The organism is Rubrivirga sp. S365 (assembly GCF_032248475.1).
Lineage (GTDB): Bacteria > Bacteroidota > Rhodothermia > Rhodothermales > Rubricoccaceae > Rubrivirga > Rubrivirga litoralis.
In genome coordinates, this window is record NZ_JAVTTN010000001.1 from 1,582,044 (window position 1) to 1,601,116 (window position 19,073).

At 70.1% G+C, this 19,073-nt stretch carries 14 protein-coding genes; 11 read left to right on the plus strand and 3 right to left on the minus strand.

The genetic code is table 11. From position 1 onward, the window contains the following. Positions 1 to 103 precede the first annotated feature (103 nt). Together rpoC and RQM47_RS06915 are read left to right on the plus strand one after the other, a co-directional pair. Complete coding sequence (gene rpoC, locus RQM47_RS06910) at positions 104 to 4,468, plus strand: DNA-directed RNA polymerase subunit beta' (RefSeq protein WP_311663960.1); 4,365 nt, start codon at positions 104 to 106, stop codon at positions 4,466 to 4,468. A gap of 234 nt (positions 4,469 to 4,702) precedes the next feature. Further along, positions 4,703 to 5,293, plus strand: a complete 591-nt coding sequence (locus RQM47_RS06915) for a hypothetical protein (protein WP_311663962.1) — start codon at positions 4,703 to 4,705, stop codon at positions 5,291 to 5,293. Between the two features lie 9 nt (positions 5,294 to 5,302). On the opposite strand, the gene RQM47_RS06920 is transcribed toward RQM47_RS06915, so the two are convergent. The 3 genes from RQM47_RS06920 to pepT all read right to left on the minus strand — a co-directional run bounded on the left by RQM47_RS06920 (position 5,303) and on the right by pepT (position 7,402). Next, positions 5,303 to 5,752 (minus strand): hypothetical protein, encoded by a 450-nt coding sequence (locus tag RQM47_RS06920; protein WP_314008102.1) that lies wholly within the window; start codon positions 5,750 to 5,752, stop codon positions 5,303 to 5,305. 160 nt (positions 5,753 to 5,912) lie between these two features. Further along, positions 5,913 to 6,089, minus strand: coding sequence for a hypothetical protein (locus tag RQM47_RS06925; RefSeq protein ID WP_311663965.1), 177 nt, complete (start codon positions 6,087 to 6,089; stop codon positions 5,913 to 5,915). Then, positions 6,086 to 7,402, minus strand: a complete 1,317-nt coding sequence (gene pepT, locus RQM47_RS06930; RefSeq protein ID WP_314008105.1) for a peptidase T — start codon at positions 7,400 to 7,402, stop codon at positions 6,086 to 6,088. Before pepT ends, RQM47_RS06925 begins: the two co-directional genes overlap by 4 nt. 83 nt (positions 7,403 to 7,485) lie before the next feature. Between pepT and RQM47_RS06935 the strand changes: the two genes are divergently transcribed. The 9 genes from RQM47_RS06935 to RQM47_RS06975 all read left to right on the plus strand — a co-directional run bounded on the left by RQM47_RS06935 (position 7,486) and on the right by RQM47_RS06975 (position 19,031). Next, complete coding sequence (locus tag RQM47_RS06935; protein WP_314008107.1) at positions 7,486 to 8,670, plus strand: hypothetical protein; 1,185 nt, start codon at positions 7,486 to 7,488, stop codon at positions 8,668 to 8,670. A 55-nt stretch (positions 8,671 to 8,725) separates the two neighbouring features. Continuing rightward, positions 8,726 to 9,340: a TetR/AcrR family transcriptional regulator gene (locus RQM47_RS06940; protein WP_314008110.1), complete on the plus strand. Its 615-nt coding sequence runs from the start codon at positions 8,726 to 8,728 to the stop codon at positions 9,338 to 9,340. A gap of 195 nt (positions 9,341 to 9,535) precedes the next feature. After that, entirely contained in the window at positions 9,536 to 11,422 is a 1,887-nt protein-coding gene (locus RQM47_RS06945; RefSeq protein ID WP_311663970.1) for a long-chain fatty acid--CoA ligase, read from the plus strand. 292 nt (positions 11,423 to 11,714) lie between these two features. Next, complete coding sequence (locus RQM47_RS06950) at positions 11,715 to 13,136, plus strand: acyl-CoA dehydrogenase family protein (protein ID WP_311663971.1); 1,422 nt, start codon at positions 11,715 to 11,717, stop codon at positions 13,134 to 13,136. 100 nt (positions 13,137 to 13,236) lie between these two features. After that, positions 13,237 to 15,666, plus strand: a complete 2,430-nt coding sequence (locus tag RQM47_RS06955) for a 3-hydroxyacyl-CoA dehydrogenase/enoyl-CoA hydratase family protein (protein ID WP_311663972.1) — start codon at positions 13,237 to 13,239, stop codon at positions 15,664 to 15,666. Positions 15,667 to 15,773: 107 nt separating this feature from the next. Then, positions 15,774 to 16,961, plus strand: a complete 1,188-nt coding sequence (locus RQM47_RS06960; protein WP_409945963.1) for a thiolase family protein — start codon at positions 15,774 to 15,776, stop codon at positions 16,959 to 16,961. A 327-nt stretch (positions 16,962 to 17,288) separates the two neighbouring features. Next, entirely contained in the window at positions 17,289 to 17,822 is a 534-nt protein-coding gene (locus tag RQM47_RS06965) for a hypothetical protein (protein WP_311663974.1), read from the plus strand. A gap of 55 nt (positions 17,823 to 17,877) precedes the next feature. Continuing rightward, a complete protein-coding gene (locus RQM47_RS06970; protein WP_314008116.1) occupies positions 17,878 to 18,462 on the plus strand; it encodes a PRC-barrel domain-containing protein in 585 nt (194 codons plus the stop codon). After that, positions 18,459 to 19,031, plus strand: coding sequence for a YsnF/AvaK domain-containing protein (locus RQM47_RS06975; RefSeq protein ID WP_311663977.1), 573 nt, complete (start codon positions 18,459 to 18,461; stop codon positions 19,029 to 19,031). The genes RQM47_RS06970 and RQM47_RS06975 overlap by 4 nt, the downstream gene beginning before the upstream one ends. The last annotated feature ends 42 nt before the right edge of the window (positions 19,032 to 19,073 follow it).

The window sequence follows — 19,073 nt, forward strand, 5'->3', positions numbered from 1 at the left end:
GAGCGAGGGCGGGGTGGTCCAGACGCCACCCCGCCCCGCCCGCGATCCCCAGTCCCCAGCCGCTAGGCAGGCGAAAGCCAACCCCTAATCCCAACTATTGAATATGGCCTTCGGAATCCAGCAGACCCAGCCCGCCCAGAAGTCCTACTACAACTCGATCACCGTCAGCCTCGCCTCGCCCGAGTCGATCCTTGAGCGGTCGTTCGGGGAAGTGCTCAAGCCGGAGACGATCAACTACCGGAGCTTTAAGCCGGAAAAGGACGGCCTCTTCTGCGAGAAGATCTTCGGTCCGGTCAAGGACTGGGAGTGCCACTGCGGCAAGTACAAGCGGATCCGGTACAAGGGCATCATCTGCGACCGCTGTGGGGTCGAGGTGACGCAGAAGTCGGTCCGGCGCGAGCGGGCGGGGCACATCACGCTGTCCGTCCCGGTCGTCCACATCTGGTACTTCAAGAGCCTCCCGAACAAGATCGCGGCGCTCCTGGGGCTCAAGTCGAAGGAGCTCGACAAGATCATCTACTACGAGTCGTACGTGGTCGTCCAGCCGGGCGGGGCGTCGGCACTCGGGATCGAGCAGGGGACGCTGCTGACGGAGAACGAGTACTTCGACGTGCTCTACCAGATCCGCGAGGACAACAACCGGCTGCCCGACGAGGACCCGGAAAAGTTCGTGGCGATGATCGGTGGCGAGGCTGTCGAGGAGCTCCTCAAGCGGCTCGACCTCGACATGCTCGCGACCGAGCTCCGCTTCCAGGCGCGGACGGAGACGAGCCAGGCCCGTAAGGCCGAGTCGCTCAAGCGGCTCGGCATCGTCGAGGCGTTCCGCGGCTCGCGCGACCGGACCGAGAACAAACCGGAGTGGATGGTCATGAAGGTGATCCCGGTGATCCCGCCGGAGCTCCGCCCGCTCGTGCCCCTCGAAGGCGGCCGGTTCGCGACGTCGGACCTCAACGACCTCTACCGGCGCGTCATCATCCGCAACAACCGGCTCAAGCGGCTCATCGACATCAAGGCCCCCGAGGTCATCCTCCGCAACGAGAAGCGGATGCTCCAGGAGGCCGTCGACAGCCTGTTCGACAACTCGCGCAAGGCCAACGCCGTGCGTAGCGACTCGAACCGCGCGCTCAAGTCCCTGAGCGACATGCTCAAGGGCAAGCAGGGCCGGTTCCGCCAGAACCTGCTCGGCAAGCGCGTCGACTACTCGGGCCGGTCGGTCATCGTGGTCGGGCCGGAGCTCCAGCTCCACCAGTGCGGTCTCCCAAAGGAGATGGCGGTCGAGCTGTTCAAGCCGTTCATCATCCGCAAGCTGATCGAGCGCGGCATCGTCAAGACGGTGAAGTCGGCCAAGAAGGTCGTCGACCGCCGGACGGCCGACGTGTTCGACATTCTGGAGCGGACGATCGACGGACACCCCGTCATGCTCAACCGGGCGCCGACGCTGCACCGGCTGGGCATCCAGGCGTTCCAGCCGGTCCTTATCGAGGGCAAGGCGATCCGCCTGCACCCGCTCGTCACGACGGCGTTCAACGCCGACTTCGACGGCGACCAGATGGCGGTCCACGTGCCGCTGTCGCACGATGCGATCCTGGAGGCGCAGATCCTGATGCTCGCCTCGCACAACATCATGAGCCCGGCGCACGGCGGCCCGATCGCGGTCCCGTCGCAGGACATGGTCCTCGGCATGTACTACATGACGAAGGACCGGGCCGGCCAGAAGGGCGAGGGCATGATGTTCGGCTCGACCCGGGAGGTCCGTCAGGCGTTCGACCAGGACCGTGTGGCGCTCCATAGCCGGATCAAGCTCCGTCTCAACGAGCCCACGTTCGACGGCGCCCACCAGGCCGGTGAGGTGATCGACACGGCCGTCGGCCGCGCGCTCTTCAACGACATCGTGCCGAAGGGCGTCGGGTACATCAACCAGGTCCTGACCAAGAAGAACCTCCGCGGCATCATCGCGGGCGTCTTCAAGGCGACCGACTTCCCGCGGACGGCGGCCTTCCTGGACGAGGTCAAGGACCTCGGGTTCGGGCAGGCCATGCTCGGTGGGCTGAGCTTCTCGCTCTCGGACATCGTGGTCCCGGACGCGAAGCAGACGCTCTTGAAGGAGGCCGAGGACCGCGTCGACGACATCCGCTCGAACTACGAGATGGGCTTCATCACCGAGGCCGAGCGGTACAACCAGGTCATTGACGTCTGGACGTCGGCGAACAACGAGATCTCGAACGTCCTCTACGAGACGCTCCAGAACGACGACGAGGGGTTCAACGCCATCTACATGATGGCGGACTCCGGCGCCCGTGGCTCCCGCGAGCAGATCCGCCAGCTGGGCGGCATGCGCGGGCTCATGGCGAAGCCGCAGAAGTCGACGGCCGGCGCGGCCGGGTCGATCATCGAGGACCCGATCAAGTCCAACTTCAAGGAGGGCCTGTCGGTCGTCGAGTACTTTATCTCGACGCACGGTGCCCGCAAGGGCCTGGCCGACACGGCGCTGAAGACGGCCGACGCCGGCTACCTGACGCGCCGGCTCGTGGACGTGGCCCAGGACGTGACGATCATGGAGCCCGACTGCGGGACGCTTCGCGGCGTGCGCATGGAGGCGCTCAAGGACAACGAGGACGTGGTCGAGTCGCTCCGCGACCGGATTGTCGGGCGCGTCTCGGTCCACGACGTTCGCGACCCCGAGAGCGGGGAGGTGATCGTCTCGCGTGACGACCAGATCACGGACGAGATCGCAGACCGCATCGACGCGACCTCGCTCGAGACGGTAGAGATCCGGTCGGTGCTGGCGTGTGAAGCCACGCGCGGCGTGTGCGCCCTGTGCTACGGCCGCAACCTGGCCAACGGCCGCCTGGTAGAGACGGGCGAGGCGGTCGGCGTCATTGCGGCGCAGTCGATTGGCGAGCCGGGCACGCAGCTCACGCTGCGGACCTTCCACATCGGTGGGACGGCGAGCCGCATCGCGGCCGAGTCGACGATCGAGGCCAAGTTCGACGGGACGATCGCGTTCGAGAACCTCCGCACCGTGGCCTCGGGGTCCGGCGACACGGCGAAAGCGATCGCGCTCGGTCGGTCCGGCGAGGTCCGCATCCTCGACCCGGACGGGAAGCAGCGGATCGCGTACACGATCCCCTACGGCGCCGACGTGGCCGTTACGGAAGGCCAGTCGGTGACGAAGGGCGACGTGATCGCGTCGTGGGACCCGTACAACTCGGTCATCGTGGCCGAGACGGCGGGGACCATCCGCTTCCAGGACATCATCGAGGGGACGACCTACCGCGAGGAGTCCGACGAGCAGACGGGGTTCCGCGAGAAGGTCATCACCGAGACGCGCGAGCGCTCGCTCACGCCGGCCCTCGTGGTCGAGGGTGAGGGCGGCCGCGAGTACACGATGCCCGTTCGCGCCCGCCTCCAGGTGACGACCGGCGACGAGATCGAGGCGGGCAGGGTGCTCGCTAAGCTCCCGCGCCAGTCGGCCGGTACGCGTGACATCACGGGCGGCCTGCCGCGCGTGATCGAGCTGTTCGAGGCGCGCCAACCGTCCGACCCCGCGGTCGTGACGGAGATCGACGGCGTGGTCTCGTTCGGCGGCCGCAAGCGCGGTTCGCAGGAGGTGATCGTGACGAGCCGCGACGGGGAGACGGAAAAGACGTACCTCGTCTCGCTGAGCAAGCACCTGCTCGTTCACGAGAACGACTTCGTGCGGGCTGGCGAGGCGCTCTCTGACGGTCAGATCTCGCCGCAGGACATCCTCGCGATCCTCGGGCCGACGGCGGTCCAGGAGTACCTCGTCAACGAGGTCCAGGAGGTGTACCGGCTCCAGGGCGTCGGCATCAACGACAAGCACATCGAGACGGTCGTTCGTCAGATGATGCAGAAGGTTCGGATCACGGACCCCGGCGACACGCCGTTCCTCGAGGGCAACCTCGTGGACCGGATCCAGCTGGAGCGGACGAACGACGAGCTCTACGACACGTTCGTGGTCGTGGACCCGGCTGAGTCCGACCTCCGGATCGGTGAGCCGATCACGCGGCGCCAGCTGCGCGAGACGAACTCGCAGATGACGCGCGAGGCGAAGCCGGCCATCGAGGTCCGTGACGCCGAGCTCGCCGTCGCCGAGCCGGTCCTGCTCGGGATCACGCAGGCGGCGCTGGCGACCGACTCGTTCATTTCGGCGGCCTCCTTCCAGGAGACGACGAAGGTGCTGACCGAGGCAGCGATCGCGGCCAAGCGCGACGAGCTCCTCGGCCTGAAGGAGAACGTCATCATCGGCCACCTCGTCCCGGCCGGGACGGGCCTGCGGAAGTACCGCGACGTGGTCGTCGGGAGCCGCCAGGAGCTCGAAGCGCTCCAGGCGACGAACGACGCGCTCGACCGCGGCATGTCGACCGGCGACGGCGACATTCTCGGCACGCCGTCCCCGGCCGCCGACGACGAGACGCTGGCGGAGATCAACCGCCGGCTGGGGTAACCGCCCCGCCCGCTTCTCGCTGGGTCTGCCGCCCCGCCCGCCTCTGCGGGCGGGGCGGTGTCGTTGTGTGGGGGCGGGGCGGAGGTGCCCCGCCCGCGTCGTGCTTGGCTGGAGGAAACCCGCACGCGAGCGTCTGGGGCGGGGCGGTGCCTGAGCGTTTGGTGAGGGCGCCCGCTTTCCCTTGTATTTGCTGGGCGGACGGACTACCTAGACCGTCCCCTGCCCACGCCTGCCATGTCCACGACCCCGCCCGCCGGGCTCCGCCCCGCCCTGTTCCTCGCCCTCGCCCTGACCCTCGCCGCGTGCGATGCGTCGGACTCCGCCCCGCCCGTCGAGGCCGGCTTCCAGGCCGATGTCCGCGGCGCGTTCTCGCGGACCGTTCAAGGGGCGGCGGCCGTGGACCCGCTCGCGGGCGCCGCCGTCGTCGCCGACCTGGGCATCGAGGCCCACGGCCAGACGCTGACCGCGCTCCGCCTGGGCGAGTCCGAGGCCGACGACACGTTCACGATCGTCGGGACGACCGCCGGCCCGCTCGTGCCCGGGACGTACCCGATCCGCAACGCGGCGGAGAGCCCGGTGGAGCCCGCGCCGTCGCGGTTCGTCGTCCTCTACCGCTACGACGGGCCGGAGGGCGGGGTGGCGCTGAGCACGTCGGGGACCCTGACGATCACGGCCGTCACGGCCGACGGGATCGACGGGTCGTTCGCGTTCGACGCGCAGGTTCTGGACGCCGACGTCAAGGATCCGGCCTCGGAGCCGGACCTGGCCGTGAGCGGGGCGTTCCAGGCAGAGACCTTGGACCGCCCCGCCCGGGCGGACGGCTAAACCAGACGGCTAGAAGCGGTAAAAGGCGCCGACGCCCGTGTTGACGCCCGTCGAGAAGTCGGCGAAGCCGTCATCGACGCCGACGTCGAGGCCGACCTCGCCGACCAGGCTCACGCGGCTCCCCAGGTCGTACTCGACGCCGACGATGCCGCCGGCGAACGCGACGTCCTCGAAGTTGACGAACGTGACGCTCGGCCCGACGAAGACGGCCACGCGGCGGACGGCGGGGAAGCGGAGCGGGACGGCCACCGTCGAGGTGCCGAAGGCGTCGTCGTTCCCGACGGTGAGAGACGTGAGGAGGCGGAGGCCGACGGTTTCGCCGAGGTGGAGGTCGAGCCCGACCTGCGGTTCGACGCCGACCTTAACGCCGACGCCGAGGGGGCGGGGCTGTGCGGCGGCGGAGCCGGCGAAGACGAACAGGAGGGCGAGGGCGGCGAGAACGTGCGGGGTACGCGACATGAGATCGGGGGGTGGGGGGAGCGCGCAAGCTAGGCCCGCCCCGCCCGTGCGCCCGCCACCGGCCCCGTTCGAGCCTGGGGCGGGGTGGAGGTCGCCGGTCCGTCGCGCCTGCTCACGCCCCATTGTCGAGCGGCCTCTGGCATCCGCCCCGCCCCGGGCGTCATCCGTCGTCCAGGCGGGGCATCGCCTCACGGCGGTCGCGCTCGATCTCCCCGACCTGCTCTTGCAGCTCGTCGTCGCCCCACCCGCGCGTGATGAGGACGGTCGCCAGGACGGAGAGCCCCAGCATGAGGGCGACGAAGACGATGACGAACCGGCGGGTCTGAGTCGAGGTCATGGTCGGGGCGGGGCGGTCGGGGCCGCCTCGCGGCCCCACGTCTGGACGAGCGCGTGGGTATAGGCCAGCGCGCGTTCGAGGTTCTGCACCGTGTTCCACTCGAACCGGCTGTGGAAGTCGTAGCCGCCCGTGAACACGTTGGGCGTGGGCAGGCCGCGCTCGCTGAGCCGCGCTCCGTCGGTCCCGCCCCGCACGGGCTCCAGCTCGAGCTCGACGCCCAGAGACCGCCCCGCTGCGAGCGCCAGGTCGATCACGCGGCGGTCGGTTTCCTCGATGTACGAGAGCATGTTCCGGTAGCTCTCCCGGATCTCCAGGCCGACCGTCGCGCCGGGCCAGTCGCGGCGCGCTCGGTCCGCGAGGTCGCGCACGAGCCGCCGCTTGGCCTCCATGCCGTCGTCGGTAAAGTCGCGGAGGAGGACGCGGAGCTCGGCCCGCTCGGCCGTCCCGCTGAGCGTGTGGGGGTGGAGGTAGCCCTCGCGGCCCTCGGTCGTTTCGGGCGCCTCGTCGCGGGGCAGCGCCTCCACGAACGCGGCCGCGACACGGAGCGCGTTGACCATGACGCCCTTCGCGTACCCCGGGTGCACGCCGACGCCCTCGATCACGAGGCGCGCCTCGGCCGCGTTGAACGTCTCGACGTTGAGCCGGTCGACGCCGCTCCCGTCGAGCGTGTAGGCGACGTCGGCGCCCAGGCGGTCGAGGTCCAGCTTCTCGGTCCCCCGCCCGACCTCCTCGTCGGGCGTGAACAGGACGCGGATCGTCGGGCGCGGGGCGGGGCGCTCGCCGCGGCGCCGGGCGTCCTCCTCGGCCCGCGCGAGGTCGGCGGCGAGCTGCACGATGACGGCCACGCCCGCCTTGTCGTCCGACCCCAGGAGCGTCGTCCCGTCGCTCGTGAGGAGGTCCTCGCCGACGTGCTCGCGGAGCGCCGGCTGCCGCTCAGGGTCGAGCACGAGGTCCGGCGCGCCCGGAAAGGCGACCGCCCCGCCCGCGTACGCCTCGTGGACGTGCGGGCGGACGCCCTGCCCCGGCGCGTCGGGCGACGTGTCGACGTGGGCCACGAGCGCGACCACCGGCAGGCCCTCGGACCCGGGCGGGGCGGGGAGCGTGGCCGTCACGTAGCCCCACGCGTCCATCTCGGCGTCGGCGGCGCCGAGCGCGCGGAGCTCGTCCACGAGGACCCGGCTGAGGTCCTTTTGGCGCTCGGTCGAGGGGAACGTGGTCGCCTCGGGGTCCGACGTCGTCCACACCTCGGCGTAGCGGCAGAACCGGCGCGCGACGGGCGGGAGGTCGGGGAGGTCGTCGTAGGGGACGGGCACGGGGCGGGGGCGCAGAGTGACTTGCGGGGTGGGGCGGGGCGGCGGAGGTTGTCCACCCCGCCCGACCTCTACCTCCGACAGCCATGCGTATCGCCACGCTCTCGCTCGCGTTCCTGCTCTCCGCCTGCGACGGCGGTCTCGACGGCGGCGGGGCGCCGTTCGTCTACGCCACCGACGGGACCGACATCGCCCTCGACCTGGCGCAGGGCGTCGACGGCGCCCTCGTCGTGGTCGGATCGACCGAGGGCGTGCCCCGACCGGCCGATGGGACGCTCGCGCTCCCGACCGTCCTCCGGTTCGGGCTCGACGGTGCGCTCCTCTCGTCTGAGGTCTACCGCGACGTCGGGTTCGGGGACGCGACGGCCGCGCTCCCCATGGATGGCGGCCTCGTCGTCGCGGTCGCCGCCGAGCCGGACGAGGGCAGCGGGCGCTCGGTCCGGCTGTACCGGACCGACGGGCGGGGCGGGCGCGAGCGCGTCCTGATCCAGCCCGAGACGGCGTCGTTCGCCCCGCCCCGAGCGCTCCTGCCGGCCCCGGGCGGCGGCGTCTACGCGGCCGTCTACGCCACCCTGGCCAGCGCGCCGACGCTCTACCGCGTGGGCAGCGACGGCGGCGTCGTGTGGGCGGGGCGGCTCGAGGGCGCGCAGGACGTGCGCACGCTGGCCCCCGCCCCAGACGGCCTCTACGTGATGGGGCCACAGAGCGCCGGGGGCGGGACGGTCGTCGCGCGCCTGGACGCCGACGGCGCCGAGCGGTGGCGCGTCGTGCGGCCGGAAACCGACGGGGCGGGGTGGCGGGCGACGCACCTCACAGCGACCGCCGACGGCGTCGTTCTTCTGGAGAGCCGGGCCGGGTTCGCCGACGGCAGCGCGGTCCGCGTCGTCCGTGTGTCGGCTGAGGGCGAGGTGGGGGCGGCGGCGGTTCTCGCGGAGGCGGCCGGGGCGGACGGTCCAGACGGCGAGCCGGAGCCCGTCGTGCGCGGCGCGGCGCTCGCCGCGCTACCGGGCGGAGGCCTCGCGGTCGGCGTCGTTCGGGGGGGCGGTTTCGACGGGCCGCCCCCGGAGGCTACGGTCGTGACCCTGGACGCGGGCGGGGCGGCCGTGGCGCGGCGCTCGTTCGGGGTCCGCGGTCGGTGGACGAGCCTCAACGCGCTCCTCCCCCTCGCCGACGGGCGCCTCGCCGCGGCCGGCGCCGTCGGGCCGCGGACGGTGAGCGGGTACGGCGGCGACGACTTCGACGTCCGCGTCGAGATCTACCCAGCCGATTGAGCGGGGCGGGGCGGTACCTTTTCGGGCTCCCCGCCCCGCCTGTCTGAGCCCGCCCGTGACCGACACCGCCCCGCCCGCCGCCCGCACCGAGACCGGCGACGACCTCCGGCGCCTCATCCTCGACCACACGCGCCGGCTGCTGGTCACCGGCGGCTACGACGGGCTCTCGATGCGGAAGATCGCCCGGGGCGTCGGGTGCTCGGCGACGAGCATCTACCTCCACTTCGAGGGCAAGGACGCGCTCACGCACGCGCTCATCGACGAGGGCATGCGGCGGCTCTACGCCGAGTTGGCCGCCCAAGCCGAGGACCGCCCCGCCCGCCGGCTCGACGCGCTGTGCCGGGCGTACGTCCGCTTTGGGTTGGCCAACCCGGAGTACTACCAGGTCATGTTCCAGCTCCACCCCGAGCGGATGGCCCGGTACCCGCCCGAGGACTACCGCCGCGCGCGGCGGAACGTGGAACTGTTCGGGGAGGCGCTCGCCGACGGCGCCGCGGCCGGCGCGCTCCGCCTCGTGAGCCCGCCCGACGTCGCCGCGATGGCGCTGTGGACGGCCCTCCACGGCCTGGTCTCGCTCCTCCTCGCCGAGCGCGTCGACGCGCGCGTGGCGGGCGACGCGTTTATCGACGCGGCGGTCCGGCAGGCGCTCGCCGCGTTCGAGGTGAGGTAGGGGAGAGGGCGGAGCGGGCGGGAGAACGCGGGGCGGGGCGGGCGCGACCGCGGAGGCTGAGCGCCTCTTTCTCCTCCTCCCGACGCGGGCGGGGCGGGGGAGCCCTCGGGGCAGAGGCCGTGGCGGCGGACCTTCGGCCTACCTTCACCCGTTCAGGCGGAAGCCCTTTCGACTCCGGTCTCGCCCTCCCCCCCTATGGCTCTCCAGATCCACACCGCCCCGCCCGCCTCGCCCGGGCGCGTCGTCCTCGGCGTCACGCTGCCGGCGCTGCTCGACGAGGCCGTCGAGCAGCACCCCAACCCGAAGGCCTTCAACCAGCCCCGCGCGGGCGGCGGGTGGACGACCATGTCGAACGCCGCCTTCCGCGACGCGGCCGACGAGGTCGCGCTCGGGCTCCTCGCGCACGGGATCGAGCGGGGCGACCACGCCGCGCTCTTTATGGAGAGCGACCTGTACTTCTCGCTGTGCGACTTCGGGACGCTCATCGCCGGCGTCGTCAACGTCCCGCTCTACACCACGTACGCGCCCGAGAACCTGGTCTACGTGACCCAGCACAGCGAGGCCAAGGCCATGTTCGTCTCGGACGAGGCCATGCTGGCGTCGTTCGCCGGGTGGGCCGGCGAGGTCCCCGACGTGACGCTCGTCGTGCTCGCCCAGGGGAGCGGGGAGGGCGTCTCGCTCCCCGACGGCGCCCGCCTCGTCACGCTCGATGCGCTCCGCGAGGCGGGGCGGGCGGCAAAGGCCGAGGCCCCGAACCGGCCCGACGAGCTCCGCGACCTGATCGACGCCCAGGACCTGGCCACGCTCATCTACACGAGCGGGACGACCGGCATGCCCAAGGGCGTCATGCTGACCCACGAGAACATCTCGGCCAACGTCTACGCCGCGTACTCGGGGATCGAGGGCATGGGCGAGCAGGAGGAGGTGGCGCTCACGTTCCTGCCGCTCACCCACGTCTACGCGCGGATGCTCTCGTTCGCCGATGTCGCGTGGGGCCACCAGGTGTTCTACTCGAACCCCGACCAGCTCGTCGAGCACCTCCCCGAGATCCGCCCGACCGTTTTTGCAACGGTCCCGCGCGTGCTCGAGAAGGTGTTCGACAAGGTGCTCCTGGGCATCCAGCAGTCCGACGGCGCCAAAAAGAAGATCGGGACCTGGGCGCTCGGGCTCGCCCAGGACTACGACCTCTCCGCCCCGCCCTCGGGGCTCGGCGCCGTCAAGCACGCGCTGGCCGACCGGCTGGTCTACTCGACGATCCGCGAGAGGCTGGGGCTCACGCGCGTCCGCCTCGTATCGGTGGGCGGGGCGGCGCTCCGGGCCGACCTCGCGAACGCGTTCTCGGCCTTCGGCATCCCGACGGCCCAGGGCTACGGGCTGACCGAGACGAGCCCGGTGCTCACGACGAACACGCCCACGCGCAACCAGGCCGGCACGACGGGCCAGCCCATCGCCGGCGTCGAGATCGCGATCGCCGACGACGGTGAGATCCTCGCCCGCGGCCCGAACGTCATGAAGGGCTACTACAAAGCGCCCGAGAAGACGGCCGAGGTCCTCGACGACGACGGGTGGTTCCACACGGGCGACATCGGCGAGTTCACGCCCGAGGGCTACCTCAAGATCACCGACCGCAAAAAGGCCCTGTTCAAGCTCTCGACGGGCAAGTACGTGATCCCGCAGCCCATCGAGAACAAGCTGACCGAGAGCCCGCTCATCGAGCAGGCGGTCGTCGTCGGCCACAGCCAGAAGTACTGCACGGCCCTCCTGTTCCCGAACATGGAGGCCCTCCCGCTGTGGGCCAAGGACCGCGGCGTGACGGGGAGCGGCGAGGCGCTCCTGGAGGCCCCCGCGGTCCAGGAGGAGTTCGAGCGCCTCGTGGCCGAGGCCAACGAGGGCATGGACCACTGGAGCCAGGTCCAGCGCTTCCGGCTCGTGCCCGAGGCGATGACGGTCGAGAACGAGCTGCTGACGCCGACCATGAAGGTCAAGCGCCGAGCGGTCAGCGAGGAGTTCTCGGACGACATCGAGCGGATGTACAACGCGTCGGTCGAGGACCACGGGCGCGGCGCCTCCGTCGTCGCCTAGCCGCCCCGCCCCACACGGCGCGGCATGGGCGGGGCGGCGTGCCGATCTGCGCAGGTCGGTCTGCGTGGGGCGGGGCGGAGGCGCCGTCAGACCACCCCGCCCCCGGCGGTCGGCTCTCTCCTGCCGCTCGGGTCCTGCCGCGTGGGCGGGGCGGTCAGAGGCGGCGGGGAACGCCCGCGCCGGGGCGGCATCCAATACCGAGCCCCGGGCGGGCCCACCGGACGGACCCAAAGGGCGGGGCGGCCGCGACCGCTCAGACCCGGCGGCTTAACACTGTTAACCGAGACCCGCTATGGACACGAACACTCAGGCCGCCGGCCCCGCCGGCGACGGACACACCGCCGACGCCTCGCCTGACGCCGCCGCCGCGCTCCGCGAGCGGGGCGTCGACCTCGACGCCGTCGCCGCGCTCGCCGACCGGCTCGACGTCAACGCGCTCGTCCAGCAGTTTGCCGGCATGGACGAGGCGAGCGTCGCGCAGGCGCAGAAGTCGCTCGCAGGGGCGGGGCGGCCGAAGGAGGCCTTCACCCCGCCCGAGCCCAACGGCGACTACTACGACATCGAGGGGCTGATCACGGGCGAGCAGCACCGGAAGATGGCCGAGGTGCGCGAGTTCATGGAGACCGAGGTCGAGCCCGTCATCAACGAGGCGTGGCTGGGCGACCGGACGCCGCTCGACGTGCTGGTCCCGGGCTTCCGCAAGCTCGACCTCCTCACGCCGGTCTACGGCGAGGACCTCTCGACGCGACGGCCCAACGGGTCGGTGATGGAGGGCCTCCTGACGATGGAGATCGCCCGCGTCGACGTGTCGACGGCCACGTTCTTCGGCGTCCACTCCGGGCTCGCCATGCAGTCGATCCTGGTCTGCGGGAGCGAGGAGCAGAAGGCGGAGTGGCTGCCCAAGATGCGCAACTGGGAGACCATCGGCGCCTTCGGGCTCACCGAGCCCCACGTGGGCTCTGCGATCGCGGGCGGGGTGGAGACGACGGCCCGCCGCGAGGGCGACGAGTGGGTCCTAAACGGGCAGAAAAAGTGGATCGGCAACGCGACCTTCGCTGACATGGTCGTGATCTGGGCCGTCGACGAGGCGGACCGCCAGGTCAAGGGGTTTATCGTCCGGCCCAAGGAGAACCCGGGCTACTCGGTCGAGAAGCTCCGCGGCAAGGTGGCGCTCCGGGCCGTCGAGAACGGCGAGATCACGCTGACCGACTGCGTGGTCCCCGAGTCCGACCGGCTCCAGGAGGCCCACTCGTTCAAGGAGGTCGCCGAGATCCTCAAGCTCACGCGCGCCGGCGTCGCGTGGCAGGCCGTGGGGTGCGCGATGGGCGCCTACGAGCGGAGCCAGCGCTACGCGACGACGCGGATGCAGTTCGGGAAGCCCATCGCCTCGTTCCAGCTTATCCAGGACAAGCTGGTCCACATGCTGGGCAATGTGACGGCGCTCCAGACCATGTGCCTGCGGCTGAGCCAGCTCCAGGACGCCGGCGAGATGTCGGACGCCCAGGCGTCGCTGGCCAAGGTGTTCACGGCCGCCCGCTGCCGCGAGGTCGTAGCACTGGCCCGCGACCTCCACGGCGGCAACGGCATCCTGCTCGAGAACCACGTGGCCCGCTACTTCTGCGACACCGAGGCCATCTACTCCTACGAGGGCACGAACGAGGTCAACTCGCTCATCGTCGGCCGCGCCGTCACCGGCATCGGCGCCTTCGTCTAGATCCGGGTACGGGGTGCGAGGTACGGGGTACGCCGCCCCGCCCGCCTCGCGCCCCACCCCGCCCTCACCGTACCCCGTACTCAGTACCCCGTACCGACCCATGGAAACCCCGACCCTTACCCAGAACGGCTCCCGCGAGTCCGCCGCCGAAACGCCCGCGTGGGCCTACGCCCCGTTCCGCACGGCCGCCGTGTTGGGCGCCGGCGTGATGGGGAGCCAGATCGCCGCCCACCTCGCGAACGCCGGACTGGAGGTGCTCCTCCTGGACGTGACGCCGGAGTCGATCGGGCGGGAGGGCGGCAAGAACTCGCTCGTCGAGGGCGCCTTCAAGGCGGCGACCAAGATGAAGCCGGCCCCGTTCATGTCGGCCGACGCCCAGAAGCGGGTCACGCTGGGCAACTTCGACGACGACTTCGACCGGATCGGCGAGGCCGACTGGATCATCGAGGTGGTCGTCGAGCGGATGGACGTAAAAAAGGAGGTGATGGAGCGGATCGAGAAGGCGGCCAGCGACACGGCCGTCATCTCGTCCAACACGTCGGGCCTGCCCATCGCCGAGATCGCCGAGGGGCGGGGCGGCGACTTTAAGCGGCGCTTTCTGGGCACGCACTTTTTCAACCCGCCCCGCTACCTCAAGCTGTTCGAGGTCATCCCGACCGAGGATACGGACCCCGAGGTCGTCAACCGCGTGACCGCATTCGCGCGCGTCCACCTGGGCAAGGGGATCGTGGTGGCGAAGGACACGCCGAACTTTATCGGCAACCGGATCGGGACGTACGCCATGCTCGGCGCCGTCGAGCAGTTCGAGTCCGGCGACTACTCGATCGAGGAGATCGACGCCCTCACCGGCACGCTCATCGGCCACGCGAAGTCCGCCACGTTCCGCACGGCCGACGTCGTCGGGCTCGACACGCTCCGCCACGTCACGGCGAACCTCTACGACGCCATCCCGGACGACGAGAGCCGCGAGCGGTTCTCGGTCCCCGACGTGCTCCAGCGGCTCGTCGACCTCAAGTACCTGGGCTCGAAGTCGAAGGCCGGGTTCTACAAGAAGGAGGGCAAGACGATCAAGAGCTTCGACGTCGGGAGCGGCGAGTACGTCGACCCGAAGGAGGTCGGCTTCGACGTCTCGACGTTCAAGAAGGCCGGCGGCCTCCCCGCCCGCCTCCGCGCGCTGTGGGACGACGACGGCCGGGCGGGGCGGTTCTTCCGTGAGACCACGCTCGACCTTATCGGCTACTCGGCTCGGCGGACGCCCGAGATCTCGGACAGCCCGGCCAACACCGACCGCGCGCTCCAGTGGGGGTTCGGCTGGCAGATGGGGCCGTTCCAGGTCTGGGACGCGCTCGGCATCGACGCCGTCCGCGACGCGCTCCGCGAGGGCGGGGTGGAGGTCCCGGGCTGGGTGGCCGACGTGCCGTCCGAGGGGTTCTACCGCGACACCGAGAGCGGCATCCCCCAGGTGTGGACGCCCGGCAGCGGCCAGTACAAGGACGACCCCCGCCCCGCCGACGAGTGGGGACTGACGTACATCAAGGAGGACGAGAACAACACGCTCTGGCAGAACGACGACGCCGCGCTCCTGGACGTGGGCGATGGCGTGGCGCTCTTCGAGTTCCGGTCCAAGTCGAACAGCCTGGGCCAGGAGGTGATCTCCGGGCTTGAGGAGGCGATCCAGAAGGTCGAGGACGACCGCAATCTCCGCGGCATGATCATCGGCAACGAGGGGTCGAACTTCTCGGTCGGCGCCAACCTCGGTGAGGTGGCGATGGCGCTCGCAATGGGGGAGACGTCGGACCTGGGGCCGTTTATCGAGGCGTTCCAGAAGGCCGTCTTCCGCATCCGCTACGCGGCCAAGCCGGTCGTCGTGGCGGCGCACCAGCGCGTGCTGGGCGGCGGCTGCGAGATGACGATGGCGTGCCCGCACCCCGTCCTGGCGGCCGAGACTTACATCGGCCTCGTCGAGCTGGGCGTCGGTCTCATCCCGGCCGGTGGCGGGACGACCATGATGACGGCGCGGGCGGCCGAATTGGCCCACGACGGCGACCGCCCGAGCGAGGTGCAGGCGTTCCTCCGCCAGCACTTCGAGCAGATCGCGATGGCGAAGGTAGCCGAGAGCGCGTTCCAGGCTCGCGAGATGCACTTTGTGGACGACAAGGCGACGATCGTGATGAACGACGCGCGCCGGTTCCACGTCGCCAAGCAGGAGGTCGTGCGGTTGAGTGAGGAGGGCTACCTCCCGCCGCCGGTCCGCTCGCACATCCCGGTGCTCGGTGCGCCGGGCCGCGCGCAGTTCGACGTGGCGCTCCGCCAGTTTGTCGAGGGCAACTACATCTCGGAGTACGACAGCCACCTCGCCGGGCGTCTCGCGTGGGTCATGACGGGCGGCGACCTCAGCGCGCCGGCCGAGGTCCACGAGGACTACCTCCTGGAGCTTGAGCGCGAGGTGTTCCTCTCGCTCTTGGGCGAGGAGAAGACGCAGGCCCGCATCCAGAGCATCCTCACGACCAACAAGCCGCTCCGCAACTAGACGGTTCGGGGCGGGGTGGTTCGGTGTTCAGGGTTTCTGAAGCCGACCACCCCGCCTACGCCCGGAGACCTCTGAACCCCGAACGCTGAACCTATCAACCCATGCAATTGAACGAAGCCTACATCGTGTCCTCCGTCCGCACGCCCGTCGGGAAGGCGGGGCGGGGCGCTCTCAAAGACGTCCGGCCCGAGCACCTGGGCGCCACGGCCGTCACCGGCGCCATCGAGCGCATCAAGGGGTTGGAGCACGCCCGGATCGACGACCTCGTCATCGGGTGCGCCTACCCCGAGGGACCGCAGGGCAACAACATGGCCCGCGCGATCGCGCAGGTCGCCAAGATGCCGGACTCGGTGCCCGGTGTGACCGTTAACCGCTTCTGCTCGTCCGGCGTGCAGACGATCGCGCAGGCCTACAACTCGGTCTCGATGGGGCAGGCCGACTGCATCGTCGCGGGCGGGGTGGAGTCCATGTCGTCGGTCCCGATGGGCGGGTTCTACTTTGCGCCCGACCCCGAGCTGGCCGACACCGACCCCGACTTCTACACGTCGATGGGGATCACGGCGGAGAACGTGGCCGAGCGGTTCCACGTCGAGCGCGAAGCTCAGGACGCGTTTGCTCTCCAATCGCACCAGCGGGCGTCCGAGGCAATTGCCGCGGGCCGGTTCAAAGACGAGATCATCCCCGTCCACGTCCACGAGGTCGTGTACGACGAGGAGGCGAAGTCAACGACGACGCGCCAGTTCACGCACGACACCGACGAGGGGCCGCGTCCCAACACCAGCCTCGAGGTGCTCGCGAAGCTGCGTCCTGTGTTCAAGCAAGGCGGGAGCGTGACGGCCGGAAACTCGTCGCAGACGAACGACGGCGCTGCCGCGACGGTCGTTATGTCGAAGGCGCTCGTGGACGAGCTGGAGGCCGAGCCGATGGCCCGGATGCTCGGCTTTGCCGTGGCTGGCGTGGCCCCTGAGATCATGGGGATCGGGCCGATGGAGTCGATCCCGAAGGTGCTCAAGCAGGTCGGGATGACGCTCAAGGACATCGACCTCATCGAGCTCAACGAGGCGTTTGCGAGCCAGTCGCTCGCCATCCTCCGCGAACTTGAGATCGACCAGGAGAAGGTCAACGTGAACGGCGGCGCGATCGCGCTCGGCCACCCGCTCGGCTGCACGGGCGCCAAGCTGACGGCCACGCTGCTCCACGAGATGAAGCGGCGCGGGAACCGCTACGGGATCGTGACCATGTGCATCGGGGGCGGGATGGGGGCCTCGGCCGTTTTCGAGAACCTCCTGCGCTGACAAGCCCCGCCCGCCACGGCCGGCGGTTCTTCTACCCCTGGGACCGCCCCGCCCCGCTCGGGCGGGGCGGTCCGCTTTTGGCAAGTGTGGGGGCTCGTCTCAGATGTGACGCCTGCGTGCAGAGGACGAGGGGCGGGGGGATCCTCCGGCTCGCTTGGAGTCGAGGCAGGACCAAACGGTGATCGCTCGTAGGGTTATTCCCTAGTTTGGGGCGGGGGGGAAGTACGAAGCAAAAGTGCATAGGGACCTCTGTCGACGCCTTTCGGTACTGAGTAGGAGGCCCGGCGGGTGGCCCCCCCCCCTCTTCTCTTCTCCCCTCATCCTCTGATGGCAAATATCCCCGTTGAACACAAGAGCGGTACACCCTGGTGGCTGTGGCTGCTAGGCCTGCTCCTGCTGCTTGCGCTCATCTTCTTCCTCATCAACGCCTTCGATGACGACGAAGAAGCGGTCGCGGTTGTCGACCCAGTTGAGACCGTCGACCCCGTCGTCACGCCTCCGGTCACAGAGGTCGCCCTTGATCTGGCCAACGTCTACGTTACTCGAGTCCCAGGGGACCGGACGTTCTTCGTGGCCCCGAGCGAGAGCGAGACGGGCAACGAGACGCTCGTGATTCTGGACGAGGAGCCGTCGAGCGCGCCGGGGATCGAAGGGCAGGTCGACATCAACGAAGGCCAGTACGTGGACCTGTCTGCTGGGCGGATGGAGCCGCTCGGGGACATGAACCTTGCCGGTCTCGGTCTTAGCGACAGCGAGGCGAGCATGATGAACCCGGCGACCGAGATCGTGCGCATCGATGGCACGAACGTTCAGATCCTGGAGGCGCCGATGGGCGTCGACAACGTCGAGGTGGGTACCTAACCCCCTCGTTTGACAAGCTCCCCCTTCTCCCCCTCATTCCCATACCCTCTCTTCTATGTCTCGCATCGCACTTTCTGACTCTGGTGACTGGCAGCTCGAATTTCCCGACGACCAGGACGTTCGCGGGTACCCCGCCCTCGACGCCGATGGCAACCGGGTTGGCACAGTCGACACGATGATTGTCAACACGGACGAGGAGCGCGTTGACGCGATCCTCCTGGACGACGGCACGGAGTACCCCGCCCGCGACCTCTCGATTGGCGACGACGTTGTCTACCTGACGACCGTGAACGCTGCCGACGACGACGTTGACGGGACCGTCACCGTCTTTGGCGACTCCGGTCAGGTTCTCCGCCGCGAGCGTGTCGAGGACGCCGATTTCGACGCCCACGCTGACTCCTTCCGCACCCACTACGGGTCCACCTACGACACGTCGGGTGGAGCGTACGAGGACTACGAGCCGGCGTACCGCTACGGCTACGAATCGGCCTACGACGACTCCTACAAGAACCGGCCGTACCTCGATGCGGAGGACGACCTCCGCACGGGCTACGGGACGGACTACGCTGACCGCGACTTTGACGCCGACCGCGATGCGGTCCGCTACGGGTACACGCGGGCGCAGCACGCCAACCGATGAGCGTGGACTCCATCGTCCTCGACCGTGACGGCGAGTCCGGCGCGGTCGAGTCGGTGGCGGACGGGCGCGTCCGCGTCCGGCTCGCGGGCGGGGCGGTCCTGGATCTCCCGGAGGGTGCGCTCGACGCGCTCCCCGACGGGACGTACCGGACCGACCTCGCGTTCGGAGCGCTTGCGTCAGGCGAGTCGACGACCCTCCAGGAAGTCGAGGAACGCCTTGCCATAAGCTCTCGCGTCCGAGAGACCGGCCGCGTCGTGGCTCGAACGGTCACAGAGACCGTCGACGAGCCCGTCGACGGGGCGGGGTGGCGCGAGACGGTCGACGTCGAGCGTGTCCCGGTCGGCCGCGAGGTCGACGCCGCCGAGCCCCCCCGCGAGGAGGGGGACGTGACCATCATCCCGGTCTACGAAGAAGTCCTCGTTGTTCAGAAACGCTTGGTTCTCCGCGAGGAGATCCGGCTTACAACGCGCCGAACGCCCACCGACGGGCCGACGCACGTCACTCTCCGTCGCCAGCGCGTCGAAGTCGAGCGGCTCCCGCCGTCCGACGCTGGTCCTGCGGACGGGTAGCCCTCGGGGCTGCCCCCCTCTCGACACCCCCTCTACTCACAC